This window comes from Kitasatospora sp. NPDC097643 (genome assembly GCF_040302625.1).
Taxonomy (GTDB): Bacteria; Actinomycetota; Actinomycetes; order Streptomycetales; family Streptomycetaceae; genus Kitasatospora.
Genome location: NZ_JBEOSA010000007.1, coordinates 133467 through 157193, shown reverse-complemented (window position 1 = coordinate 157193; position 23727 = coordinate 133467). Strand labels below are relative to the sequence as shown.

The window sequence follows — 23727 nt, the reverse complement described above, 5'->3', positions numbered from 1 at the left end:
CTCGAAGTCCCGCTCCCCGGCTCGGTGTTCAGTGCTCGAACACTCAGGTGCTCAGCGTCCGGCGCTCAGCGACGGCGGCTCAGCGCCACCACTGGACCGCCTTCTCGGCGTTGATGATGCCCGCGCCGTAGAAGCCGTTGTCGTCCGCGCCGCCCTCACAGGTGGCCTTCCAGTCACCGGCACCGCCCGGGTTGAACGGGGCGGCCGGGCACGGGTGCGACTCGGCCTGGCTGGTCAGCATCTCGGTCAGCTCGTCCGGGCTGGCCCACGGGAAGGTGCTGGCGAGCAGCGCGACCACACCGGTGGTGTGCGGGGTGGCCATCGAGGTGCCCTGCATGTAGCCGTACTTGCCGCCCGGGATGGTCGACAGGATGCGGCCGTTCTTGTCCGGGGTGTCCGGGATCTGGTAGCGGCGGTCGCCACCCGGCGCGGCGACGGCGACGACGCCCTTGCCGTAGCTGGAGTAGTAGGCCTTGTCGCCGTTGACACCCACCGAGGAGACGGCGATGACGCCCGGCAGCTCGGTCGGCAGCGACAGGCAGTCGTTGGTGACCGGGCGGGTGGTCTTGGTGGTGTCGTCCGGGCTGCTGACGTCGACCGTCTTGTGGGCGAGGTCGAGGTTCTCGTTGCCCGCGGCGGCGACGTTCAGGACGCCCTTGCGCTGCGAGAACTCAACCGCCTTGCGGACGGCGTCGCCGATGGCCGCCTGGTCCTTGTCGTTCGGGCAGTTGAACATCCACGGGTCGACGTAGTAGCTGTTGTTGGTCACCTTGAACTGGTGCTCGCCGGCCCACACGAAGCCGCAGATCGCGTACTCCGGGTAGATCATGCCGGCGTCGTCGACGACCTTGACCGCGGCCAGCTTGACGTTCGGGGCGACGCCGACGATGCCCTTGCCGTTCTTGGCGGCGGCAATGGTGCCGGCGACGTGGGTGCCGTGGTCACCGTCGGGGCCCGGCTGCCAGGCGGCCCAGGCGGTGTTGGGCTTGCCGCCCTCGATGCAGGAGACCGACTGCGAGGCGTCCACGTTGGCGGCCAGGTCCTCGTGGGTCCCGTCGATGCCGGAGTCCAGCACGCCGACGGTGACGTTGCGGCTGCCCAGGGACAGCTTGTGCGCCTTGTCGACACCGATCTGACGCATGTCCCACTGGTTGGCCTCGTAGGGCTCCTGGCCGGGGGCGGGCGCGGCGGTCGGCTCGGCGGCGACCTCGGCCTTCTGCGAGTCGGCGGCGGTGATGCCCTTGGTGCGGCTCTGGCCGACCGAGTCGACGCCCTTGGCGAGACGCAGCTTCTCGGCGAACTTGGTGTCGTTCGAGCGGGCGATGACGACGCCGATCTGCTCGTACGAGTACACCACCGAGCCACCGAGGCTGGTGATCGCCTTCTCGACCTTCTGCACCTGGCCGTGGTTGGCCTTGGTGTTGACCACGTAGCTGAGCAGCGGACCGGTCGTCGAGTCGGCCGTGGGGGCCGCGACGGCGGTGCCGGCCGGCAGCGCGAGGGCGCCGGCGGTGGCGAGCACGAGGCCCACCGCCGCGTACCGGGTCCGGCTGATCCGGGAAACTCTCATAGGGGTTGGCCCTCCCGAGTCGTCATGCAGCAGCTGCGATGTGGCAGGTGCAGGCGCAATGTAATGATCGGGACGCTAATGAATATCCGATTAGATGCGCAAGAGGTAGTCATCTAATCGTCACAACTCAATCAACAGTGGAAGGCTGGACTCCGCAGGTCAACAGCATGAAAGTGCCGAAGTATTGTTAAAAAGTGATGGTTAGCCGACGAGCTATAGGGCGTACAGCCGCCGCGCATTCTCGGCCGCGACCCACCGCGCCAGACGCTGCGCGTCGGCCGCCGAACAGGCGCCGTCGGCCTGCCAGTCTGCCAGCAGCCCGCCCAGCCCGTGGCGGAACTGGGCCGCGCCCACCAGGTACAGTTCGGGCAGCCCGTACGCGTCGGTGGAGAACAGCAGCTTGCCGAACGGTGCCAGCTCCAGCATCTCCCCCAGCACCGCAGAAACCCGCGGCCCGGTGTAGGCGGCCGTCAGCCCGAGGTCGGTGTACACCGTCGGGAACGCCTGGGCCAGCCAGGCCGCCTGACGGTGGTACGGATAGCCGTGCAGCAGCACCAGCGGGACACCGCTCGGCTCGGCCGCACGCACGAAGCCGCTCAGCAGCGACGGGTCGGCCAGGTGCAGCGTGAGGTCCGGATCGCCGAAGCCGGTGTGGAGTTGGAGCGGCAGGCCGAGCCCGGCGCAGACGTCCACGGCCGTCCAGAGCAGGTGGTGCAGCAGCACCGGATCGGTCAGCCGGCCGTGCCCGGCACGCTGTCGGGCGCCCGCGGCCGCCACCACCGCCGACAGCGCGGGCCGTTCGGCGGGGACGGCCAGGCCGTGCCGGTAGGCGAGCACCGACTTGACCGCGACCGCCCCGGTGGCGGCCTCCGCCAGTGCCTCGCCGACGGCGTACGGCCAGTCCCCGGCCGTCGCCGTGACCGCCTCGGCGACCGTCTCCAGCCGGACCACCTCGCGCACCACCGCCCCGGCGGCCTCGGCCAGTTCGGTGAGCGGCAGCAGCGGGCGGCCCCCGGCGGCGGTCAGGCCGGTGTCCACCAGGCAGGTGTCCAGCGCGGCGGCCGCCAGCAGCCGGCGGGTGGCCTCGGCGGCGCCGAGCTCGCGCCGCCGGGCCAGGTAGTCGGCGGCCGGGGCGTGCGCGGGCAGGCCGAGCGCGGGCGGGCACCAGCGCCGGACGGCCAGGCCGAGCGCGCTGTCGAACGGCGAGGTGCCGGGCGCGGGCGGGCGGTCGGACTCGGTGAGCAGCCCGGCCAGGACGTCGTCCGCCAGCTCGGCCGCCACCACGCTGTGGCAGTGGTGGTCGACCAGCGCGGGGACGTCCAGCCAGGGCACCGCTCAGAACCTCCAGCGGGTGGCCGCGACCAGTTGCTCGGGGGTGGCCGCGGCGTACTGCTCGCCCTCGGCCCGGCGGACCGCCAGCACCGCCTCGTACAACGGCTCGCCGAGCGCCTCTCGCAGCACCGCCGAGCGCTCGTAGGCGGCCAGCGCCTCGGCCGGGCCCTGCGGCAGCCGGGGCACCGTGCCGGGCGCGGCGGCCGCCGGATCACCGGTGAACTCCGGTGGCAGCGCCAGGCGTTGGTCGAGACCGGCGAGACCGGCGGCGATCACCCCGCCGACCGCGAGGTACGGGTTGGCGCTCGGGTCGAAGCACTTGACCTCGGCGTTCGCCGCGGAGCTGCGCTCCCCCGTGGAGCCGGTCACCAGGCGCAGCGCGGCCTCCCGGTTCTCCAGGCCCCAGCACTGGTAGGCGCCGGCCCAGTGCGAGGGCACCAGGCGCAGGTACCCGGCCGGGCTGGAGCAGCCCAGCACCAGCAGCTCGGGCAGCGCGCCGAGCACCCCGGCGAGGAAGCCCTCGGCCTCGGCGGTCAGGCCGTGCGGCCCGGGACCGCCCCGGCCGAGGTTGTGCCCGTCCCGCCAGAGGCTCAGGTGGAGGTGCCCGCCGTTGCCGACCGCGCCGGCCTCCACCACGGGGGCGAAGGAGGCCCGCAGGCCGTGCCGGGAGGAGACGGCCCGGATGGTGTGCCGGACCAGCACGGAGGTGTCGGCGGCGCCGACCGGGCCCTCCGGGGCGACCGAGACCTCGAACTGGCCCGGGGCGTACTCGGGGTGGATCTGCAGGACGGTCAGCCCCTGCTCGCCGAGGCCGCGCAGGACGTCCCGCAGGTAGTCGGAGAGGTCGGTCAGCCGGTGCATGCCGTAGGCCGGGCCGTGCGTCGGGTACAGCGGCTCGTCCTGCGGCGCCCCGGCGAGGGCGACCACCCACTCGACCTCGATGCCGGCCTTCAGGCTCAGCCCGCGGGCGGCCGCCGCGGCCTCCATCCGGCGGGCGAAGAGCCGCTGGCAGCCCGGGTGCGGGGCGCCCTCCTGGGTGTGCCGCTCCCCCGGCGCCCAGGCCCAGCCGGGCTGGGCGGCCAGCGGGACGGCGCGCTCGACGTCGGGGTAGAGCCGCAGGTCCCCGGTGGGGCCGCCGATGATCGGGCTGGTGGTGATCGCGTCGTCGGCGAGGAACACGTCGAAGCAGGGCGCGGCGCCGATGCCCCACTCGGCGGCGTGCACCAGGCCGCCCAGCGGGACGGCCTTGACCCGGGCGATGCCGGCGTTGTCCACCCAGGTGACGGCCACCGCATCGACCGCGGCCGTGCGCAGCCGGTCGGCGGCCTGCTCGGCCCGCTCGGCGCGCTCGGCCCGCGGGGGCAGCGCGACGGCGGCGGGCCGGCCGCCCGGGCCGACCGGCCCGGCCGGGCCCGGGGCGGAGGCGGTGGGGCCTGCGGCGACGGTTCCAGTGGTCATATCCCCATGCTGCCCCTCCCACCGGGGCCCTGTAACTCCCCTATCGGGTGGTCCGACCGGACGCCCGTACGTCCGTTCACCCGTTCGGGGCGAACCGGGCCACCAGCTCCCCGGCGGTGATCCGCTCCAGGGCGTCCGGCGCGGCGTCCAGCGGGCCCGGGTAGAGCCGGTACGCCGTCCCGGAGACGCCGGCCGGGGCGGGCGGGTCGGCGTGCACCAGCGCCGTGAACGCCCGGGTGCCGGTGAGGCGTTCGGTGATCCGGCGGGCGGTGTCGTCCGGTGCCAGCTCGGTGCTCCCGTCCGGCTCGTGCCGGGCGCGCAGCCGCTCGGCGAAGTCCGCCACCGGCTCGTCGGCGCCCCGGCGGTAGGCGTCCAGCCCGCGGCCGGTCCAGCTGCGGACCAGCACCTCGTCGGTGGTGGCGGCGGCGGTGGCGCAGGCGAGGTCCCACAGGGTCGCCCGGGAGCCGCCGGCGAAGTACGCCGTGACGTCCGAGGCCAGCGCACCGATCTCGTCCCGGTGCCGCCACACGTTGTGGAAGCCGGCCACCGCGCCGACGTTGAGGTCGGTCCAGGTGTACTCGCGCTGGGTCAGGTCGACGATCAGCGGGACGCAGATCCGGGCGTCCCCGGCGAGGTCGAGCCGCTGGCGGACGTCCCGGGCGTGGAAGCTCCCCTTGCGCCGGCCGGCCGCCTCGGCCGGGTCCAGGGTCATGAACCCGGCGAAGGCGTCGGTGAGGTCCTCGAAGGCCACGTCGTTGTAGCTGAACACCACCACGACCGCGTAGCGGGCGCCGGCCTCGGCCAGCGCGGGCAGGTCGAGGTCGACGAACTCGGTGGCGCCGTGCGGCGGCGGGGCGGTGGTGAAGTCGCCGGAGTGGACGGCGGCCCGCGCCCCGCTGACCAGCCGGGTGTAGTCGCACAGGTCGGTGAAGCGCCACTGGTCGTCGTAGAACGCCACCGACAGGTCGAGGTCCACCCGCTGGTGCTGGCGCTGCATCCAGTGCACGAAGAGCCGCAACCGCTGCCCGTCCGGCAGCCGCTGCACGCTGCCGCGCGGGACGGCGACCAGTGTCTTGGCACTGGCCCGCTCGGCGAACGGGACCACCAGGTCGGCCAGCCCGGCGTCCAGCACGGCGAGCTCGTACCGCCCGGACTGCCCGGCCCGGCGCAGCAGCTCGGCCTCGATCAGGGCGACCACCGGGGCGCTCAGCGCGGCCGGGACGGGCGCGCCCCAGTCGTTGCGGGCGTGCGCCGAGGCGACCCGGCCGCGCGGGAAGTACAGCCGGCGCTCGCCGAGCTCGCGCGCGGCGCGCAGCCGCCCGTACGCGCCGAGCAGCGGGCCGGGCGCGACCGCGCGCAGGACGCCCGGCAGCTCCTCGGCCAGGGCGGCGGGCAGCGGCTCGCCCGGGGACCAGGTGGCGTGCACCCGCAGCAGGTGGTGCAGTCGGCGCACCAGCTCGCCGGGGCGGCGGGCCAGCAGTCGGACGGCGGCCGGCAGGTCGCCCTGGTCGAGGGCGTGCTCGACCTGGGCGGCGAAGGTCGTCACCACCAGCCGGGTGTGGCCGGCCGGGGTCTCGGAGACCCGCAGCGGGGCGGGCGCGGCACGCAGCTCGGGGCCCAGGCCGTGCAGGTCGAGGTCGCTCTGCCGGACCACCGCGAAGGCGGCCGCCGCGTACGGGAAGCGCTCCCGGTGCTCGTACGGGTGCAGCAGTTCGCCGGCCCGCAGCCAGGCGGCGCGGTGGCGGCGCAGGTCCTCGGCGAGGGTGCCGACCGGCAGGGCGTCCAGGATCGCGAGGAGTTCGCGCCGCAGCGGGCGCGGGAGGTTGCGCAGCCGGAGCCCGCGGGCGGTGTCGGGCAGCAGGTCGGGCTCGGCGCCGGACCACGCCCAGAGCAGCCGCAGCACGTCGGTGGCGGTGGTCAGGTGCTCGGCGAGCAGCGGGGCGGCGCTCTCCCGGTCCCGGCGCAGCAGCGCGGCCAGGACGGTGGCGCGGGTCTCCCGGACCGGGATCTCGGCGGGCAGCCAGCCGGCCGGGTCGGCCGGGGCGTGGTCGAGCAGCAGGGCGAGGTCCTCGCGGTCCTGCGGGCTGAGCGGGGTGCGGCGGCCGAGCAGGGCGGCCAGCGCGGTGGCGGCGAGCTCGGCCGGGTCGTGGGCCCCGGCCAGCCGCAGCGGCCGCAGCACCTGGCCGACCGGCCGGTCGCGGGCGGCGTTGCGGGCGCCCTTGGTGTCGACGGTCAGGTAGCCCTCCGGCGCCAGCGGGACGCGGCAGCACGGGCAGCTGCGGCCGCCGCCGTCCTCGACCAGGCCCGCGTAGCAGTCGCCGCAGAGCAGGTGCGCGCACGGGGCCAGCGCGCCGATCCCGGCCGTCAGGCTGTCGCGCTCGCAGAGCAGGCAGATCTGGCTGGCCTGGTTGAGCAGGAAGCCGCGGATCAGCGTGGAGTAGGTGGTGTGCGCGTGCGCGGGCACACCGTCGGGGAAGCGGCGGAACAGCGGCTGGTGGCGGCGGTCGGCGCCGAGCAGCGCGTCGATCCCGGCCAGCAGGCGGAGGCCGGTCTCGGCCAGGGCGGCGGGGCGCAGCCGTCCGAGCGCGGCCCGCAGGTCGCGGGTCAGCAGGTAGCCGCGCTGGACCAGGTCGGCCTCCAGGGCGACCAGGCCCTGGGCCGTCCACGGGTCCGGCTCCCCGGCTGCGGCCCCGGCGTCGACCAGGACGGCCCCGTGGCAGCGCAACAGGTAGGCGTCCAGGCCGGTCTCGGGCACGACGACGCTCGGCTTCTTCATGGCGGTTCCCCCGGTGGATACGACGAAGCGGGGGCGGAGAGTGGGCGCACTCGGATTCATTGGAAGAAATGAGGAGAAGGAAGCACGCCGCGGAGCCGCCCCCGCGTCGCTCACCCTAGCGACACCCGGCCCCGGAGCTCGAACGGTTTTCCGGCCGCGACCTCTTCCTACCGGCGAGTAGCTTCGCTACAGTGGCCGCACGCACCACCGTCGGGCTTCGGGAGCCGCACCGACGGGGCCGCGGTCGCCGTGTCTTCGGCGCTCGCGCGGTGCCTTCACCGGCCGGTGCCGCGAACCGCGGCGGGCCGGGTTCTCCCCTCGTATCAGAGTCGCTTTGAGCATCTGAGCACCACGGCACACCTGCAACCCGTCCGGAGCGGACCGGCGGCCAGCAGGCTGGGCCGCGATCGCCACCCCAAGCCCTGCGGGAAGCTCCGCCTCCAACGGCGGCCGCCCCCGGTGCACGGGGGCGGCGAGGCGCCCACCAGAGGGCGCGAACTGTCATGACTGACTAGGAATCAGGACAGTGACTCCTCCCCAACGGCCGAAGCCGTGGGGCTTCAAGCCAGCCTGACGGCTGGCCCCGGACAAGCCCTGCCCGGTGCTATCGCAGGGCTCGATCGTACAAGAAGGCCGCGGCGTTCCGCGCCGATGCGACTTCCCTGCCGGCTCAGCCGGCGGTCCCCACTCAAGGAGTTCTGATGGAGCGTCCCTTCCCCACGGTCGCCGTGGTCGGCCTCGGCACGATGGGTGCCGGTGTCGCGGTGGCGGTCGCCAAGAGCGGCCGCCGGGTGATCGGCATCGAGGCCACCGAGGACTCGGCCGCCCGGGCGCTGGCCCGGATCGAGGAGGCCACCGCGCACGCCGTCGACCGGGAGCGACTCACCGCCGAGGAGCGCGGCGCGCTGCTGGCGCTGATCTCGGTCGGGCACGAGCTGGACGCCGCCGCCGCGGCGGACCTGGTGATCGAGGAGCTGCCCGAGCAGCTGGAGCTGAAGCGGGAGGTGTTCGCCGAGCTGGACCGGATCTGCCCGGCCGAGACCGTCCTGGCCACCGGCACCACCGCGCTGTCGGTGACCCGGATCGCCGCCGCGACCGCCCGCCCGGACCGGGTGCTCGGCCTGCACTTCTTCAACCCGGTGCACACCATGAAGCTGGTCGAGGTGGTCCGCACCGTGCTGACCGCCCCCCAGGTCGCCGAGGACGCCGCCGCGTTCGCCCGGGCGCTCGGCAAGGAGCCGGTCGCGGCCGGCGACCGGGCCGGCTTCGTGGTGAACGGCCTGCTGTTCGCCTACCTGAACCAGGCCGCCGCGATGTACGAGTCCAAGTACGCCTCCCGGGAGGACATCGACGCCGCGATGCGGCTCGGCTGCGGCCTGCCGATGGGCCCGCTGGCGCTGCTCGACCTGATCGGCGTGGACACCGCCCGGACCGTCCTGGAGGCGATGTACGAGCAGTCCCGGGACCGCCTGCACGCGCCCGCCCCGATCCTCGGCCAGCTGGTCTCGGCCGGGCTGCTGGGCCGCAAGTCGGGCCGCGGCTTCTACACCTACGAGGCGCCCGGCTCGTCCAAGGCCGTGGACGCGGCCACCGGCCCGGCGCAGCCGAAGGTGCCGGGCCGCACGATCGGCTCGGTCGGCGTCTGCGGCTCGGGCACCATGGCGACCGGCATCGCCGAGGTGTTCGCCAAGGCCGGCCTGCCGGTGCTGCTGGCGGCCCGCAGCCAGGAGAAGGCCGAGAAGGCCAAGACGCAGCTGGCGAAGTCGCTGGAGCGCTCGGTGGCCAAGGGCCGGATGACCGAGGAGCAGCGGGACGCCGCACTGGCCCTGGTCACCCCGGTCGGCCAGTACGCCGAGCTGGCCGAGGTCGACCTGGTGGTCGAGGCGGTGGCCGAGGACCTGGCGGTCAAGCGGGAGCTGTTCGCCACCCTGGACAAGATCGTCAAGCCGGGCGCGGTGCTCGCCACCACCACCTCCTCGCTGCCGGTGATCAGCTGCGCGACCGCCACCTCGCGGCCGCAGGACGTGATCGGCATGCACTTCTTCAACCCGGCGCCGGCCATGAAGCTGGTCGAGGTGGTCTCCACCGTGCTGACCGCGCCGGACGTCACCGCGACCGTGCTGGAGCTGACCGCGAAGGTCCGCAAGCACCCGGTGGAGTGCGGCGACCGGGCCGGCTTCATCGTCAACGCGCTGCTCTTCCCCTACCTGAACGACGCGGTCCGGATGCTCCAGGAGCACTACGCGACGGTGGACGACATCGACACCGCGATGAAGCTGGGCTGCGGCTACCCGATGGGCCCGTTCGAGCTGCTGGACGTGGTCGGCCTGGACGTCTCGCTGACCATCGAGCAGGTGCTGCACCAGGAGTTCCGCGAGCCGGGCCTGGCCGCCGCGCCGCTGCTGGAGCACCTGGTCGCGGCCGGCTGCCTGGGCCGCAAGACCGGCCGCGGCTTCCGCGACCACGCGCGCCGGTGACCACGCCGCCGACCGGGGGCGCCGCCGCGCGCGGGGCGGCGCCGTACGGGGCCGGCCAGTCCCGGCCGGGCTGGAACCCGGGAACGGTGTCCGCGCGCTGGCCCCGACCGGCCGTGACCGGCCCGGTCACCCCGGTGCGCCGGGGAAGGGCCGCGGCCGCACCGCCGGGGCCGTGTAGCGTTCCGGACATGGATCGGGTTCAGTCAGCCTCCCCGCAGCACTCCGCCGCAGCGCGCGGCGCCGACCGGACGGCCCCGCCGGCCGCGGGCGCCGCGCCGGACGCCGGGCCGGGCAGCCGCCGGGCGGCGGCCCAGCGCCAGCAGATGCGCCAGGACCTGGCCACGGCCGCGATGGAGCTGTTCGCCTCGCAGGGCTACGAGGAGACCACGGTCGACCAGATCGCGGCCGCCGCGGGCGTGGCCCGGCGCACCTTCTTCCGGTACTTCCGGTCCAAGGAGGAGGCGATCTTCCCGGACCACGACGACACCCTCGTCCGGGTGGCCGACCTGCTGGCCAGCGCCGAGCCCGAGGAGCACCCGCTGGACGTGGTCTGCCGCGGCATCAAGGAGGTGCTGCGGATGTACGCCTCCACCCCGGGGGTGTCGGTCGCGCGGTACCAGCTGATCCGCCAGGTCCCGGCGCTGCGCGAGCGCGAGATCGCCGTGGTGGCCCGGTACGAGCGGCTGTTCACCCGGTACCTGCTGGGCCGGTTCGACACCGGCGAGCCGATCCCCCAGGGCTGGCAGCGGGCCGGCGAGGACGACTCGATGCTGGCCGAGGTGTCGGCGGCGGCGGTCGTCGCGGCCCACAACCACGTGCTGCGGCGCTGGCTGCGGGCCGGCGGGCGGGGGGACGTGGAGGCGCAGCTGGACCACTCCTTCGAGGTGATCCGGCGGACCTTCTGGGCCGCCAGCGAGCCGGGTGCCAGACGCCGGGGCTCCCTGGTGGCACCCGGTGCCAGTGGGGTGCTCGGGAATGCCGTGGCGGAGAGCGCACTGAGTGCCAGCCCCGGAGGTGAGGTACTCATCACAGTCGCCCGGACGGACGCCCCGCTGGACGTGGTGGTGGACAGCATCCGGGCCGCGCTGAGCGGCGCCAGGGAGTCCTGAACCCAGGATTTCCGCAGGTCAGAGCAGTATCCAGGGCCCGTGCCGAACACTCGGCACGGGCCCTTGGCATGCCCGTTCAACGCGCGTCACGGGCCGTTCCAGGGCTCCGAAATTCCTGACACCGGGTGTCTTTACGAGTGGCACAGGGTGCCATTACCTTGTTACTCACCAGTCAGCGGCGCCGCGGCTCCCCACCTCGGCGCGCCGTCGTCCGGCGTTCCCACACCCCGGGAGCAGTGCCAGTCCGCCCGGTCCACCCCCGGGCACAAAGCCTGACCCGCCCACCACCCACCTCAGCGAAGCCGGTGTCCGCTCCCGGCTCCCCCAGACGCCCTGTGCCCCTCACACAGGTACGCCTTCGGAGGCAGCCATGCAGGAAATCCTCGACGCGATCCTCAGCAACGACGCCACGTCGGAGGACTTCGCCGCCATCAAGCTCCCCGAGTCCTACCGGGCCGTGACGCTCCACAAGGACGAGGAGCAGATGTTCGCGGGGCTCGACAGCCGCGACAAGGACCCCCGGAAGTCCCTCCACCTCGACGACGTCGCCCTGCCCGAGCTCGGCCCGGGCGAGGCCCTGGTCGCCGTCATGGCCAGCGCGGTGAACTACAACACCGTCTGGAGCTCGATCTTCGAGCCGGTCTCCACCTTCGGCTTCCTGGAGCGGTACGGACGGCTGTCGCCGCTGACCAAGCGCCACGACCTGCCGTACCACGTCGTCGGCTCCGACCTCGCGGGCGTGGTGCTGCGCACCGGCGCCGGCGTGAACGCCTGGAAGCCGGGCGACGAGGTCGTCGCGCACTGCCTTTCGGTCGAGCTGGAGTCCCCGGACGGCCACAACGACACGATGATGGACCCGGAGCAGCGCATCTGGGGCTTCGAGACCAACTTCGGCGGCCTGGCCCAGCTCGCACTGGTCAAGACCAACCAGCTGCTGCCCAAGCCGAAGCACCTCACCTGGGAGGAGGCCGCCTCCCCGGGCCTGGTCAACTCCACCGCCTACCGTCAGCTGGTCTCCCGCAACGGCGCCGGCATGAAGCAGGGCGACAACGTGCTGATCTGGGGCGCCAGCGGCGGCCTCGGCTCGTACGCCACCCAGTACGCGCTGGCCGGCGGCGCCACCCCGATCTGCGTGGTCTCCAACGACCAGAAGGCCGAGATCTGCCGCGCCATGGGCGCCGAGGCGATCATCGACCGCTCCGCCGAGGGTTACAGGTTCTGGAAGGACGAGAACAACCAGGACCCGCGCGAGTGGAAGCGCCTGGGCAGCAAGATCCGCGAGTTCACCGGCGGCGAGGACGTCGACATCGTCTTCGAGCACCCGGGCCGCGAGACCTTCGGCGCCTCGGTGTACGTCACCCGCAAGGGCGGCACCATCGTCACCTGCGCCTCCACCTCCGGCTACATGCACCAGTACGACAACCGCTACCTGTGGATGTCGCTGAAGCGCATCGTCGGCTCGCACTTCGCCAACTACCGCGAGGCGTTCGAGGCCAACCGCCTGATCGCCAAGGGCAAGATCCACCCGACCCTGTCGAAGGTCTACTCCCTGGAGGAGACCGGCCAGGCCGCCCTCGACGTGCACCACAACAAGCACCAGGGCAAGGTCGGCGTGCTCTGCCTGGCCCCCGAGGAGGGCCTCGGCGTGCGCGACGCGGAGTTCCGCGCCCAGCACATCGACGCCATCAACCGCTTCCGGAACGTCTGAGGACGACCCCGATGACCGAACCCCAGAAGCGCGACCGGCCCTGGCTGATGCGCACCTACGCCGGGCACTCCACCGCGAGCGACTCCAACGCGCTCTACCGGCGGAACCTGGCGAAGGGCCAGACCGGCCTGTCCGTCGCCTTCGACCTGCCGACCCAGACCGGCTACGACTCCGACCACATCCTCGCCCGCGGCGAGGTGGGCCGGGTCGGCGTCCCGGTCGGCCACGTCGGCGACATGCGCACCCTGTTCGACGGCATCCCGCTCGAACAGACCAACACCTCCATGACGATCAACGCCACCGCGATGTGGCTGCTGGCGCTCTACCAGGTGGTCGCCGAGGAGCAGGGCGCCGACATCGCCAAGCTCACCGGCACCACCCAGAACGACATCGTCAAGGAGTACCTGTCGCGCGGGACGCACGTGTTCCCGCCCGGCCCGTCGGTGCGCCTGATCACCGACATGATCGCCTACACGGTCGGCAACATCCCCAAGTGGAACCCGATCAACATCTGCAGCTACCACCTCCAGGAGGCCGGGGCCACGCCCGTCCAGGAGATCGCGTACGCGATGTGCACCGCCATCTCGGTGCTCGACGCCGTCCGCGACTCCGGCCAGGTGCCCGCCGAGCGGATGGGCGAGGTCGTCGCCCGGATCTCCTTCTTCGTGAACGCCGGGGTGCGCTTCGTCGAGGAGATGTGCAAGATGCGCGCCTTCGCCCGGCTCTGGGAGAAGGTCACCCTGGAGCGCTACGGCGTCCAGGACCCGAAGCAGCGCCGCTTCCGCTACGGCGTGCAGGTCAACTCCCTCGGCCTGACCGAGGCCCAGCCGGAGAACAACGTCCAGCGGATCGTGCTGGAGATGCTGGCCGTCACGCTCTCCAAGGACGCCCGTGCGCGTGCCGTCCAGCTGCCCGCCTGGAACGAGGCGCTCGGCCTGCCCCGGCCCTGGGACCAGCAGTGGTCGCTGCGGATCCAGCAGGTGCTCGCCTACGAGTCGGACCTGCTGGAGTACGGCGACATCTTCAACGGCTCCCAGGTGATCGAGGCCAAGACCGAGGCGCTGCTGGCCGGCGCCGAGGCGGAGATCGCCAAGGTGCTGGAGATGGGCGGGGTCATCCCGGCCGTCGAGTCCGGCTACCTGAAGTCCAACCTGGTCGCCTCGCACGCCGCCCGCCGGGCCCGGATCGAGTCCGGCGAGGACAAGATCGTCGGCGTCAACTGCTTCGACACCACCGAGGAGAGCCCGCTCACGGCCGACCTCGACACCGCCATCATGGTGGTCGACCCGGCCTCCGAGCAGTCCGTGCTCGCCGCCCTGGAGGCCTGGCGCGGCGAGCGCGACGAGGCCGCCGCCCAGGAGTCGCTGGCCGAGCTCAAGGCCGTCGCCGCCACCGAGGCCAACCTGATGCCGGCCACGCTCGCCTGCGCCCGGGCCGGCGTCACCACCGGCGAGTGGGCCTTCGCCCTGCGCGAGGTCTTCGGCGAGTACCGCGCGCCCACCGGCGTCGGCGGTGCCCCGGTCGCGGTGGCCGCCGAGCCCGGCGGCGAACTCGCCCAGGTCCGCGCCGCGGTCGCCGCCACCGCCGAGGAGCTGGGCGCCGGCAAGCTGCGCCTGCTGGTCGGCAAGCCCGGCCTGGACGGCCACTCCAACGGCGCCGAGCAGATCGCCGTACGGGCCCGCGACGCCGGGTTCGAGGTGGTGTACCAGGGCATCCGGCTGACCCCCGAACAGATCGTCTCCGCCGCCGTCGCGGAGGACGTCCACTGCGTGGGCCTGTCGATCCTCTCCGGCGCCCACTCCGAGCTGGTTCCGGACGTTCTGCAGCGACTGCGCCGGACCGGGGTGCAGGATGTCCCGGTGATCGTGGGTGGCATCATCCCGGCAGCGGACGGCGAGGCCCTCAAGGCCGCCGGCGTCGCCGCCGTGTTCACCCCGAAGGACTTCGGCATCACCACCATCATCGGCCGGATCGTGGACGAGATCCGGCTGGCCAACAAGCTCCAGCCCTGGACGCCCGCACCCGCGACCACCAGCTGACCACTGGGAAGGACAGAACCACCCTCATGAGCAACGTGAACCGTCTTCGCCCGCGCCGCTCCTGCCTCGCCGTACCGGGCAGCAACCCGCGCTTCCTGGAGAAGGCCCAGGGCCTGCCGGCCGACCAGGTCTTCCTCGACCTGGAGGACGCCTGCGCCCCGCTGGTCAAGGAGAGCGCCCGCCACAACATCGTCGACGCGCTGAACAACGGCGACTGGGGCAACAAGACCAAGGTCGTCCGGGTCAACGACTGGACCACCCACTGGACCTACCGCGACGTGATCACCGTCGTCGAGGGCGCCGGCCCGAACCTCGACTGCATCATGCTGCCGAAGGTCCAGGACGCCGAGCAGGTCAAGGCCCTCGACCTGCTGCTCACCCAGATCGAGAAGACCATGGGCTTCGAGGTCGGCAAGATCGGCATCGAGGCGCAGATCGAGAACGCCAAGGGCCTGATCAACGTCGACGCGATCGCCGAGGCCTCGCCCCGGCTGGAGACCATCATCTTCGGCCCCGCCGACTTCATGGCCTCCATCAACATGAAGTCGCTGGTGGTCGGCGAGCAGCCGCCCGGCTACCCGGCCGACGCCTACCACTACATCCTGATGCGGATCCTGATGGCCGCCCGCGCCAACGACCTCCAGGCGATCGACGGCCCGTACCTCCAGATCCGCAACGCCGAGGGCTACCGCGAGGTCGCCGGCCGCTCCGCCGCGCTCGGCTTCGACGGCAAGTGGGTGCTCCACCCGGACCAGGTCGCCGCCGCGAACGAGCTCTTCTCGCCCTCGCAGGAGGACTACGACCACGCCGAGCTGATCCTCGACGCCTACGACTACTGCACCTCCGAGGCCGGCGGCGCCAAGGGCTCCGCGATGCTCGGCGACGAGATGATCGACGAGGCCAGCCGCAAGATGGCCCTGGTCATCGCCGGCAAGGGCCGGGCCGCCGGCATGCAGCGCACCACCAAGTTCGAGATCCCGGAGGCGTGACCCAGATGCAGTTCGGACGCACCTACGAGGAGTTCGAGGTCGGCGCGGTCTACAAGCACTGGCCCGGCAAGACCGTCACCGAGTACGACGACCACCTGTTCTGTCTGCTCACCATGAACCACCACCCGCTGCACATGGACGTCAACTACGCCGAGAAGACGACCGACTTCGGCAAGAACGTCGTGGTGGGCAACTACATCTACTCGCTGCTGCTCGGCATGTCCGTCCCGGACGTCTCCGGCAAGGCGATCGCCAACCTGGAGATCGAGTCGCTGCGGCACATCGCGCCGACCTTCCACGGCGACACCATCTACGGCGAGACCACCGTCCTCGACAAGTGGCCGTCCAAGTCCAAGAACGACCGCGGCATCGTCTACGTCGAGACCAAGGGCTACAAGCAGGACGGCACGGTCGTCTGCATCTTCCGCCGCAAGGTGATGGTGCCGACCGAGACGTACATCAAGGAGCGCGGCGGCGAGCAGCCCGGCCGCCCCACCCCGCTCTCCTGACCCCTCCCACCCCGGAGACCCCGGACGGGCAGGCCGCCGTCATCGGCCGAGCCCCACCCGGTAACGGGGGCCCTGCTGCCGCAGCCACGCCGGCAGGGCCCCCGCAATCCCCCCCCCCCCGCCCTCTTAGACCTTTTCGGAGCCGCACGATGGGACGCCTCGCACAGACCGACGGCCTCACCGAGATCCAGCGGGACATCCTCGCCACCGTGCGGGATTTCGTCGACAAGGAGATCATTCCGGTCGCGACCGAGCTGGAGCACAAGGACGAGTACCCGACCGCCATCGTCGAGGGCATGAAGCAGCTCGGCCTCTTCGGGCTCACCATCCCCGAGGAGTACGGCGGCCTCGGCGAGTCGCTGCTCACCTACGCCCTGGTGGTCGAGGAGATCGCCCGCGGCTGGATGTCGGTGTCCGGCATCGTCAACACCCACTTCATCGTGGCGCACATGATCAACGCCCACGGCACCCAGGAGCAGAAGGACTACTTCCTGCCGAAGATGGCCGCCGGCGAGATCCGCGGCGCCTTCTCGATGTCCGAGCCCGGCCTCGGCTCCGACGTTTCGGCCATTTCCACGAAGGGCGTCAAGGACGGCGACCACTACGTCCTCAACGGCCAGAAGATGTGGCTCACCAACGGCGGCACCTCCACCCTCGTCGCGGTCCTGTGCAAGACCGACGAGGGCGGCAACACCCCGTACAAGAACATGACCACCTTCCTGATCGAGAAGACGGCCGGCTTCGGCCCGAACCCGACCGTCCCCGGCCTCACCGTGCCCGGGAAGATCGAGAAGATGGGCTACAAGGGCGTCGACACCACCGAGCTCGTCCTCCAGGACGTCCGCATCCCGGCGGACCGCATCCTCGGCGGCGTCCCCGGCAAGGGCTTCTACCAGATGATGGACGGCGTCGAGGTCGGCCGCGTCAACGTCGCCGCCCGCGGCTGCGGCGTCGCCCGCCGCGCCTTCGAGCTCGGCATCTCCTACGCCCAGCAGCGCTCCACCTTCGGCAAGAAGATCGCCGAGCACCAGGCGATCCAGTTCAAGCTCGCCGAGATGGCCACCAAGGTCGAGGCCGCCCACCAGATGATGGTCATGGCCGCCCGCAAGAAGGACAGCGGCGAGCGCAACGACCTCGAGGCCGGCATGGCCAAGTACCTCGCCTCCGAGTACTGCAAGGAGGTCGTCGAGGACGCGTTCCGCATCCACGGCGGCTACGGCTTCTCCAAGGAGTACGAGATCGAGCGCCTCTACCGCGAGGCCCCGATGCTGCTCATCGGTGAAGGAACTGCGGAGATCCAGAAGATGATCGTCGGACGCCGCCTCCTGGAGGAGTACCGGATCGCGGAGTGACCACCGGGTCACCCCCCTCAACGGGTGGCCCTCCGAACCGCCGGTCGACGGGCGTGCGGGCCCGTCCCGGCAGCCGCCGTGCCCACCACGGCCCCGGCCTGGTCCGCCTGGGGTCCGGCACGGCCCGCCGGAAGCGGCCGCAGGGCGTACAGCTGCAGCAATGCGCCCTGCGGCCGCTTCCGCACACCCCGGACCCGTCCCGGACGACCCGTTCCGCGCCCCCGGTTCCGTCGACACGCCCGTTGAGACAAGAGTCACCAGCCGCGTCCGGTCCCTTGGGAACCGGACCGCGTCGAGCTACGGTCGTAGAGACGGGGTGCGCACACGCGCTCCCCGCCGGACACATGAACGAGCAGGCGGGTTGCCCACCCACCGTGTGCTCCCGATAGCATCCACCGGGACAGTAGCCGTCCCTCTATTACCCGATCCCGCGGTGGCCCCCGTCCAGCGGCCATGATCCCCCGCGACAAAGGTCTTCGATGCCCATCAGCCCGTCCCCTCACACCTCCGTCACGGACCGCGATGCCCTCGCAGCCACGACGGCCGGTCGGCGACCCCGCGTGACCATCGCGCGCGGAGCCACCCCCTGGTTCGTCCCCACCCTCGCCACGGCCGCCGTGACCACCGCCCTCACCCGGCGCAGCGGCAAGTGGGCCCTGGCGGCGGTACCCGCGTGCGCGCTCAGCGCGGGCATGCTGTGGTTCTTCCGCGACCCCGAGCGTGAGATCGGCACGGGCAGAGTGATCTCCCCCGCCGACGGCGTGGTGCAGAGCATCGACGCCTGGCCGGACGGCCGCACCCGGGTCGCCATCTTCATGAGCCCGCTCAACGTCCACGTCAACCGGGCCCCGCTGCCCGGCACGGTGACGTCGGTCGAGCACGTCGCGGGCGGCTTCGTGCCCGCGTTCAACAAGGACAGCGACCAGAACGAGCGGGTCGTCTGGCACTTCGACACCGAGCTCGGCGACATTGAGATGGTGCAGATCGCGGGGGCCGTCGCCCGCCGCATCGTGCCGTACGTGGCTGCCGGAACCAAGGTCGAGCAGGGCGACCGGATCGGCCTGATCCGGTTCGGCTCCCGGGTCGACACCTACCTGCCGGCCGGCGTCGAGGTCGGCGTCGAGGTCGGCCAGAAGACCACAGCCGGGGTGACACGCCTTGACCGTGACTGATCCTGAGACAATCGTCGGCCTGGACGACGAGGAGACGGCCCTGCGCCGCCGCCGCTGGGCGCGCGACCGCGAGCTGCGCGCCCCGCGCTCTCCTCAGCACCTGTCCACCGCCGACTTCCTGACCCTGGGGAACGCCGTCTGCGGCTTCCTGGCGATCTACTCGATCACCACCGGGGTCCTGGTCCCGCACATCACCAACCCGGACGCCGCTCCGGACCGGCACAGCGCGGCCACCGCGGTCACGCTGCTGCTCATCGGCTCGATGTGCGACCTGTTCGACGGCCTGGTGGCGCGCAAGCTCCGCTCCTCCGCCCTCGGTGCCGAACTGGACAACCTCGCCGACCTGATCAGCTTCGGCATCGCGCCGGCCTACTTCGTCGCGGTCTGGGGCATGGTCTCGCAGGGCTCCAACAGCAAGCTGTCGGCGCTCATCGCGCTGACCGTGCTGCTCGCGGTCGTCCTACGGCTGGCCCGCTTCTCCGCCGTGAAGATGCGGCCGGGGGTGTTCCAGGGCATGCCCTGCCCGATGGGCGCGATGACGGTCATCGCCATCGTGCTGCTCGACCCGCCGTTCCTGCCCGGGCTCGTCGCCATCTTCGGCGCCGCGTACCTCATGGTCAGCCGGATCGAGTACCCGAAGCCGCAGGGGCTGCTGGCCACCGCCACGCTCTGCTGGATCGTCGTCTCCATCGGCTGCCTGGCCGCCTGGGCCACCGGGCTGCCGAACGGCAACGAGCTGCTGCACGTCGGCGCCTTCGCCCAGATCGCGCTCGCCGCGATGGCACCGCTGCTGGTCATCCGGCGCAAGGTGGGGCAGAAGGTCGGCGACGTCCGCGCCCGGCGCGCGGAGTCGCGGCTCGACTGAGCTGCCGAGAGTAGTTCGTGCAATTCGTGCAAGGGGAAGGGCCCGGATCCGCTGGATCCGGGCCCTTCTGCTTGCCTGTGCGGTGTTGGGTGCTTGCCTCCGCGGTGTCAGGCCCCGCCGTTGTGGACGCTGAAGGCCGAGCGGCGGGCCGCCCGCGCCACGCCCGGGTCCGGGTGCACGCCCGAGACCGCCGTCAGCACCGACGCCGCCCGCGGGTGCCCGGACTGCCGGGCCCGGGCGAACAGCCGCACCGGATCGCCCGCCGAGGCCGCCTCCACGTGGCCCACCAGCAGCTCCGTCTCGCCGTGGTCCAGCACCGCCGCCGCCGTGTCCACCCAGAGCCAGGCCGCGTCGTCCGCGCCCAGCACGTCCGCCGGGGAGACCCCCTCGTCGGACTGCTCGGCCAGCCACAGCAGCGCGTACGGGCGCAGCACCGGCTCGTCCACCGCCGCCCGCACCGCCTGCTCGGCCGTACCGCCCGCCACCCGCAGCGCCTCGAAGGCCAGGCCGCGCACCAGCGCGTCGTCGCCCTGCGCCGCGTCCAGCAGCTCGGCCACCGCGCGGTCCGCCGGACGGGCCGCCACCCAGGCGCGGTACTCCGCGCGGGCCGGGCCCGGCGAGTAGTCGGCGCAGGCGTTCAGCAGCTCGAAGGCGCTCTGCTCGATGTGCCCGGCCGCGGTCTGCGCGACCGTGCAGATCTCCTCCAGCTTCGCCCGCACCGCCCAGTGGCCCAGCGGCGACAGCTCGGCGGCGTCGTCCCTGCGGACCACGGCGCCGACCGCCGCCAGGCCGTCCAGCATCCAGTCCAGGACGGCCGCCACGTCCGCGGGCGCGGCCGGGGTGTCGATCTGCGGCTCGCGGCAGGTGCCGCGGACCGCCGACACGGCGGAGGCCGCGTGCGGCACCGGCGACAGTCCGGGGCCGCCGGCCCCGCCGCCCACCCGGCGCTCGTCCAGGCCGCGGCGCAGCAGCTCCAGCAGCTCGCTGTCGGCCACCGGGCCGTCCACCAGGTGCAGGAACGACAGCAGCTGGGGGGCCTGGTCCACGGCCTGGCCGGCCAGCACCGCGAACACGCCGCGCAGGGCGGCCGGCGGCACCGGGGCCAGCAGGGTCCAGGCGTCGAACAGCGCCGACCAGCCGCGCACCACCGCCTCGTCGTCGTGCTCCCAGGCGTGCAGGCGCCAGCCCGGACCGGCCCCGCCGTCCCGGGCCTCCACCAGGCCGACCAGCAGCGCCTGCCCCCACGCCTTGGCGGCGGCGCCGACCGTCATGGCCAGCGCCCGGCCCGCGGCACGGGCGTCCTCGGGGAGCAGCTCGCCGCGCTTGTCGACCTCCTCCAGATCCCCGGCCCAGCGGGCGATCCGGACGGCGTCCACCAGCATCCGGCGGGCCAGCGGCGCCAGCTCGGCGGGGGCGGGGAAGCCGTCCGGCACGGGAACCCGGCCTCGACCGGGCGCCGGGGCCGGCCCTCGCCGGCGGGGTACGCCGGGCCCTCCAGACCTCGCGCCGGCGGGCCGGTGGGCCGTACCGGGCAGACGGGTCACCGTCGCACCGGTACCGATCGTCGGCTGGAGCGGGGCATCACGGTCGCGCGGGTTCCGAGACGTCACGTCGAGCAGTCTTCCCCTTGCACCGGCCTTCTGTCACATCCGGTTGGCCGTACGCCCGGGCCGCCGGTGGCGGCACCTCCGCAAGATCGGGCAACAGAGGCAAACCGCCTGGCCGGAAACGTATGGCGGGCACATGCCAGGCCGAGTCGGGGCCGGATCCACCTCTCACGCTGGCGCACCGGCTGGTCACCCTCCGTGTCCAAAACGTGCCTCGGGCTCTCTGCTCCGGGGAGGCGGGATGGGCGGCCCGCCCACCCGTGGCGCCCCGGTACGGGCCTCACCGGCCGGCCCCGCCGGGGAGGCGGGACGGGCTGCCCGGCTGGATACGCCACCGCAGGCTTCTCCCGCCCGCCCCGCCGGACAGGCCGGGGCGGGCGGACACCCGAGACACCCACAGACACCCACACCACCCGACCCAACCAACCCACAGCCGCCACCCCCACGTGGGCCGCGCCTGCCCGCCCCCGCCGGGGAGGCGGGGGCGGGCAGAAGGGCGGGAGGCAGGGAGTGAGGGGTGGGGCCGGGTTGGGGGCTCGGGCAGAGGTGGGGGTGGGAGCCGGGCCAGGGCGGAAGCCGGGGCCTGGGACCTGGGAGCCGGGCCCCGGGCGGGCGTCGGGGCCGGGGCCCGGGTGGGGGTCAGAGGAGCGGGGTGAGCCAGCGGCGGAGGAGTTCGGTGTAGGGGGCGGGGGCGGAGTTCCAGAGGGCGGCGTGGTCGGCGCCGGGGAAGGGGTGGAGGCTTACCACGTCGGGGCGGGCGGTGGCGAGGTGTTCGGCCGCGGCGAAGGGGGCGAGCGGGTCGTCGGGGCTGTGCAGGAGGAGGGTGGGGACGCGCAGGTCGGTGCCTTCGGCGATGCGGGTGAAGTCGGCCAGGTCGACGCCGGTGCGGCCGGCCGCGGCGAGGGCGCCGAGTTCGGCGGCGGCGCCGGTGTAGCCGGCCCGGGTGGCGCCGCGGCGGGCGGTGGCGGGGAGGTCGAGGACAGGTGAGTCGAGGACGATCCCCCTGATCGCGTGAGCCCAGGCGGAGCGGGCCGCCGTCTGTAGGACCATGGTGGCGCCGAGGGACCAGCCGTACAGGACGACCCGGCCGGCGCCGCTGTCGAGGGCGAGTCGGACGGCCGCCTCGACGTCGCGCCATTCGGTCTCGCCGAAGTGGCTGAGCCCGTCCGGGGAGGCGGGGGCGCCGTGGTCGCCGCGGTAGGTGACGGCGAGGGCGGGCAGGGCGAGCCGGTCGAGGACGGGCAGGACGGGGAGGGTCTGCTGCCGGTCGGCGCCGGGGCCGTGCACCAGGATCACCCAGGTGCCGCGTTTGCCGTCGAGGTACCAGGCGGGAAGGGCGCCGAGTTCGCCGTCGACGGTGGTCTCGGTGTAGCGGAGGCCGAGGGCCTCGGTGGGGTCGCCGAGGTGGACCCAGGGGGTGAAGCGGACCTCGGTGCCGGCGGCGAGGGTGCCCCGGTCGGCGCGGACGAGGCGGCGGGTGACGCCCTGCTCGTCGCTGTGCAGGATGTCCTCGACGACGGCGTGGCCGCCACCCTCCCATTCGACGGCCCAGCGGCCGGGGCGCAGGCTGGCCGCGCGCGGGGTGAAGGTGAGCCGCCCGGCACCCAGGCTCTGGATCAGGACGGGTCCGGATCCGGTTCCGGTTCCGGACTCCTTGACGGCGGTCCCCGGGTGGACGATCCGTTCGGAGGCCCGGCGGCCGATGACCAGGATGGCGGCTCCGGCGCCGACGGCGGCGGCCGCCACGACGGCCGCGGTTCCCCAACGCATATCGCTTCCCCGCTCTGTTCGGCGGCCCCGCTCTGGTGGTGGCGGACCGGACGGCGTTCGATCACCAGTTCACCGGCGGGCCGGGCGGCGGGCCACCGGGCTGGGCCGTCCGGGTCACGACGGGGGAACGACCGGACCACGACCAGGGGGACGACCGGACCGCGACTCAGACCGGGATGTCGGTCTGGGCCCGGCCGAGGAGTTCCCAGAACCGTTCGGCGAGCGACTGCTCCCGTGCCGGTTCGGGCCGGGCGGCGGGCGCCGGGGAGCCCCAGCCGCCGGCGCCCCAGTGGGAGGAGACCTGGTTCTCCTGCTGGAGCACCGTCAGGACGGCGGCGAGGTCGTCCTGGTGCACCGGCACGATCCGGGCGACGGCCCGGAGCTGGGCCTGCCAGCGGCCGTCGACGCACTGGCGCAGCCGCTGGTCGAGGGCCTCGCGACGGCCCGTCACCTCGACGAGCTCGCTCAGCCGCAGACCGAGCACCTGGGCGAGGGCGTGGGTCTGGTCCTCGTCGCCGTCCCACTTCCCGGTGAGTTCGGCCTGCTGGTAGGTGGCCAGGCCGACGCCGATGCGACGGGCGGCAGCCTCCTGGCCGAGTTCGCGGGCGACCCGGTGGTCGCGCAGCCGGGCCGGGCGGACGCCCATGAGCTGGGCGGCCGGGCACCAGAGCGCCCGGGCGAGGGCGATGAACTCCTCCTCGGTGGGGCGCAGCTCGCCGCTCTCCCAGGCGAGGACGTGGTGGGGCAGCAGCCGGACGCCGTGGGCGGCCATGCCCTCGGCGACCTGCTCGGGGGTCAGGCCGAGGCCGGCCCGGTGGGCGCGGGCGGCCGCGGGCGAGAACGGCACCGGCGGCAGGGCGGGGGGCTGTCTGCGTCGCATGGGAACGAACGGTAGGTGCCGGTGGACGGGGGCCCCAGCCGCCGAACACACGAAGCGGCCCTGGAGGTTCCTCCGGACGGCTGGACGATCGCACAGGGTGTCATGCCCCTGCGG

Annotated in this window: 16 protein-coding genes; 9 read left to right on the top strand and 7 right to left on the bottom strand. The window is 73.3% G+C overall.

The window, feature by feature from the left end:
• Nucleotides 1-79: 79 nt before the first annotated feature.
• The 4 genes from ABTY15_RS07550 to ABTY15_RS07535 all read right to left on the bottom strand — a co-directional run bounded on the left by ABTY15_RS07550 (nucleotide 80) and on the right by ABTY15_RS07535 (nucleotide 7136).
• The gene (locus ABTY15_RS07550; RefSeq protein WP_350577608.1) at nucleotides 80-1570 is read right to left on the bottom strand and encodes a S8 family peptidase; all 1491 of its coding nucleotides are present in this window, start codon (nucleotides 1568-1570) and stop codon (nucleotides 80-82) included.
• A 213-nt stretch (nucleotides 1571-1783) separates the two neighbouring features.
• Nucleotides 1784-2902, bottom strand: coding sequence for an amidohydrolase family protein (locus ABTY15_RS07545; protein ID WP_350577602.1), 1119 nt, complete (start codon nucleotides 2900-2902; stop codon nucleotides 1784-1786).
• A gap of 3 nt (nucleotides 2903-2905) precedes the next feature.
• Nucleotides 2906-4360: a type I glutamate--ammonia ligase gene (locus ABTY15_RS07540; RefSeq protein ID WP_350577599.1), complete on the bottom strand. Its 1455-nt coding sequence runs from the start codon at nucleotides 4358-4360 to the stop codon at nucleotides 2906-2908.
• Between the two features lie 76 nt (nucleotides 4361-4436).
• Complete coding sequence (locus ABTY15_RS07535; protein WP_350577597.1) at nucleotides 4437-7136, bottom strand: MXAN_6230/SCO0854 family RING domain-containing protein; 2700 nt, start codon at nucleotides 7134-7136, stop codon at nucleotides 4437-4439.
• Between the two features lie 701 nt (nucleotides 7137-7837).
• Between ABTY15_RS07535 and ABTY15_RS07530 the strand changes: the two genes are divergently transcribed.
• The 9 genes from ABTY15_RS07530 (at nucleotide 7838) to ABTY15_RS07490 (ending at nucleotide 19356) form a co-directional block, all read left to right on the top strand.
• Nucleotides 7838-9613 (top strand): 3-hydroxyacyl-CoA dehydrogenase family protein, encoded by a 1776-nt coding sequence (locus ABTY15_RS07530; protein ID WP_350577594.1) that lies wholly within the window; start codon nucleotides 7838-7840, stop codon nucleotides 9611-9613.
• 188 nt (nucleotides 9614-9801) lie between these two features.
• Entirely contained in the window at nucleotides 9802-10722 is a 921-nt protein-coding gene (locus ABTY15_RS07525) for a TetR family transcriptional regulator (RefSeq protein ID WP_350577591.1), read from the top strand.
• A gap of 370 nt (nucleotides 10723-11092) precedes the next feature.
• On the top strand, nucleotides 11093-12430 hold the full coding sequence (gene ccrA, locus ABTY15_RS07520; protein WP_350577588.1) for a crotonyl-CoA carboxylase/reductase: 1338 nt from the start codon (nucleotides 11093-11095) through the stop codon (nucleotides 12428-12430).
• An 11-nt stretch (nucleotides 12431-12441) separates the two neighbouring features.
• Complete coding sequence (locus tag ABTY15_RS07515; protein WP_350577585.1) at nucleotides 12442-14469, top strand: ethylmalonyl-CoA mutase; 2028 nt, start codon at nucleotides 12442-12444, stop codon at nucleotides 14467-14469.
• 26 nt (nucleotides 14470-14495) lie between these two features.
• Entirely contained in the window at nucleotides 14496-15458 is a 963-nt protein-coding gene (locus tag ABTY15_RS07510; RefSeq protein WP_350577582.1) for an HpcH/HpaI aldolase/citrate lyase family protein, read from the top strand.
• 5 nt (nucleotides 15459-15463) lie between these two features.
• Complete coding sequence (locus ABTY15_RS07505; RefSeq protein WP_350577770.1) at nucleotides 15464-15967, top strand: MaoC family dehydratase; 504 nt, start codon at nucleotides 15464-15466, stop codon at nucleotides 15965-15967.
• Between the two features lie 149 nt (nucleotides 15968-16116).
• On the top strand, nucleotides 16117-17319 hold the full coding sequence (locus ABTY15_RS07500; protein WP_350577580.1) for an acyl-CoA dehydrogenase family protein: 1203 nt from the start codon (nucleotides 16117-16119) through the stop codon (nucleotides 17317-17319).
• A 479-nt stretch (nucleotides 17320-17798) separates the two neighbouring features.
• Entirely contained in the window at nucleotides 17799-18491 is a 693-nt protein-coding gene (locus ABTY15_RS07495) for a phosphatidylserine decarboxylase (protein WP_350577577.1), read from the top strand.
• Nucleotides 18478-19356 carry a CDP-alcohol phosphatidyltransferase family protein gene (locus ABTY15_RS07490; RefSeq protein ID WP_502893440.1) on the top strand — a complete coding sequence of 293 codons (879 nt, stop codon included), beginning with the start codon at nucleotides 18478-18480 and terminating at the stop codon, nucleotides 19354-19356. Before ABTY15_RS07495 ends, ABTY15_RS07490 begins: the two co-directional genes overlap by 14 nt.
• Before the next feature lie 107 nt (nucleotides 19357-19463).
• Here the strand turns inward: ABTY15_RS07490 and ABTY15_RS07485 are convergent, their stop codons facing one another.
• The 3 genes from ABTY15_RS07485 to ABTY15_RS07475 form a co-directional block, all read right to left on the bottom strand.
• Nucleotides 19464-20789 carry a hypothetical protein gene (locus ABTY15_RS07485; protein WP_350577574.1) on the bottom strand — a complete coding sequence of 442 codons (1326 nt, stop codon included), beginning with the start codon at nucleotides 20787-20789 and terminating at the stop codon, nucleotides 19464-19466.
• An 813-nt stretch (nucleotides 20790-21602) separates the two neighbouring features.
• Complete coding sequence (locus tag ABTY15_RS07480; protein WP_350577572.1) at nucleotides 21603-22733, bottom strand: alpha/beta hydrolase; 1131 nt, start codon at nucleotides 22731-22733, stop codon at nucleotides 21603-21605.
• A 166-nt stretch (nucleotides 22734-22899) separates the two neighbouring features.
• Complete coding sequence (locus ABTY15_RS07475) at nucleotides 22900-23613, bottom strand: helix-turn-helix domain-containing protein (protein WP_350577570.1); 714 nt, start codon at nucleotides 23611-23613, stop codon at nucleotides 22900-22902.
• Nucleotides 23614-23727: the final 114 nt, after the last annotated feature.

Excerpts from the sequence above, each read along its gene's own strand:
- ABTY15_RS07530 (WP_350577594.1), top strand. The coding sequence starts at position 7,838 with ATGGAGCGTCCCTTCCCCACGGTCGCCGTGGTCGGCCTCGGCACGATG.
- ABTY15_RS07495 (WP_350577577.1), top strand. The coding sequence starts at position 17,799 with ATGCCCATCAGCCCGTCCCCTCACACCTCCGTCACGGACCGCGATGCC.
- ABTY15_RS07515 (WP_350577585.1), top strand. The coding sequence starts at position 12,442 with ATGACCGAACCCCAGAAGCGCGACCGGCCCTGGCTGATGCGCACCTAC.
- ABTY15_RS07500 (WP_350577580.1), top strand. The coding sequence starts at position 16,117 with ATGGGACGCCTCGCACAGACCGACGGCCTCACCGAGATCCAGCGGGAC.
- ABTY15_RS07475 (WP_350577570.1), bottom strand. The coding sequence starts at position 23,613 with ATGCGACGCAGACAGCCCCCCGCCCTGCCGCCGGTGCCGTTCTCGCCC.
- ABTY15_RS07550 (WP_350577608.1), bottom strand. The coding sequence starts at position 1,570 with ATGAGAGTTTCCCGGATCAGCCGGACCCGGTACGCGGCGGTGGGCCTC.
- ABTY15_RS07510 (WP_350577582.1), top strand. The coding sequence starts at position 14,496 with ATGAGCAACGTGAACCGTCTTCGCCCGCGCCGCTCCTGCCTCGCCGTA.
- ABTY15_RS07540 (WP_350577599.1), bottom strand. The coding sequence starts at position 4,360 with ATGACCACTGGAACCGTCGCCGCAGGCCCCACCGCCTCCGCCCCGGGC.
- ABTY15_RS07480 (WP_350577572.1), bottom strand. The coding sequence starts at position 22,733 with ATGCGTTGGGGAACCGCGGCCGTCGTGGCGGCCGCCGCCGTCGGCGCC.
- ABTY15_RS07535 (WP_350577597.1), bottom strand. The coding sequence starts at position 7,136 with ATGAAGAAGCCGAGCGTCGTCGTGCCCGAGACCGGCCTGGACGCCTAC.
- ccrA (WP_350577588.1), top strand. The coding sequence starts at position 11,093 with ATGCAGGAAATCCTCGACGCGATCCTCAGCAACGACGCCACGTCGGAG.
- ABTY15_RS07505 (WP_350577770.1), top strand. The coding sequence starts at position 15,464 with ATGCAGTTCGGACGCACCTACGAGGAGTTCGAGGTCGGCGCGGTCTAC.
- ABTY15_RS07525 (WP_350577591.1), top strand. The coding sequence starts at position 9,802 with ATGGATCGGGTTCAGTCAGCCTCCCCGCAGCACTCCGCCGCAGCGCGC.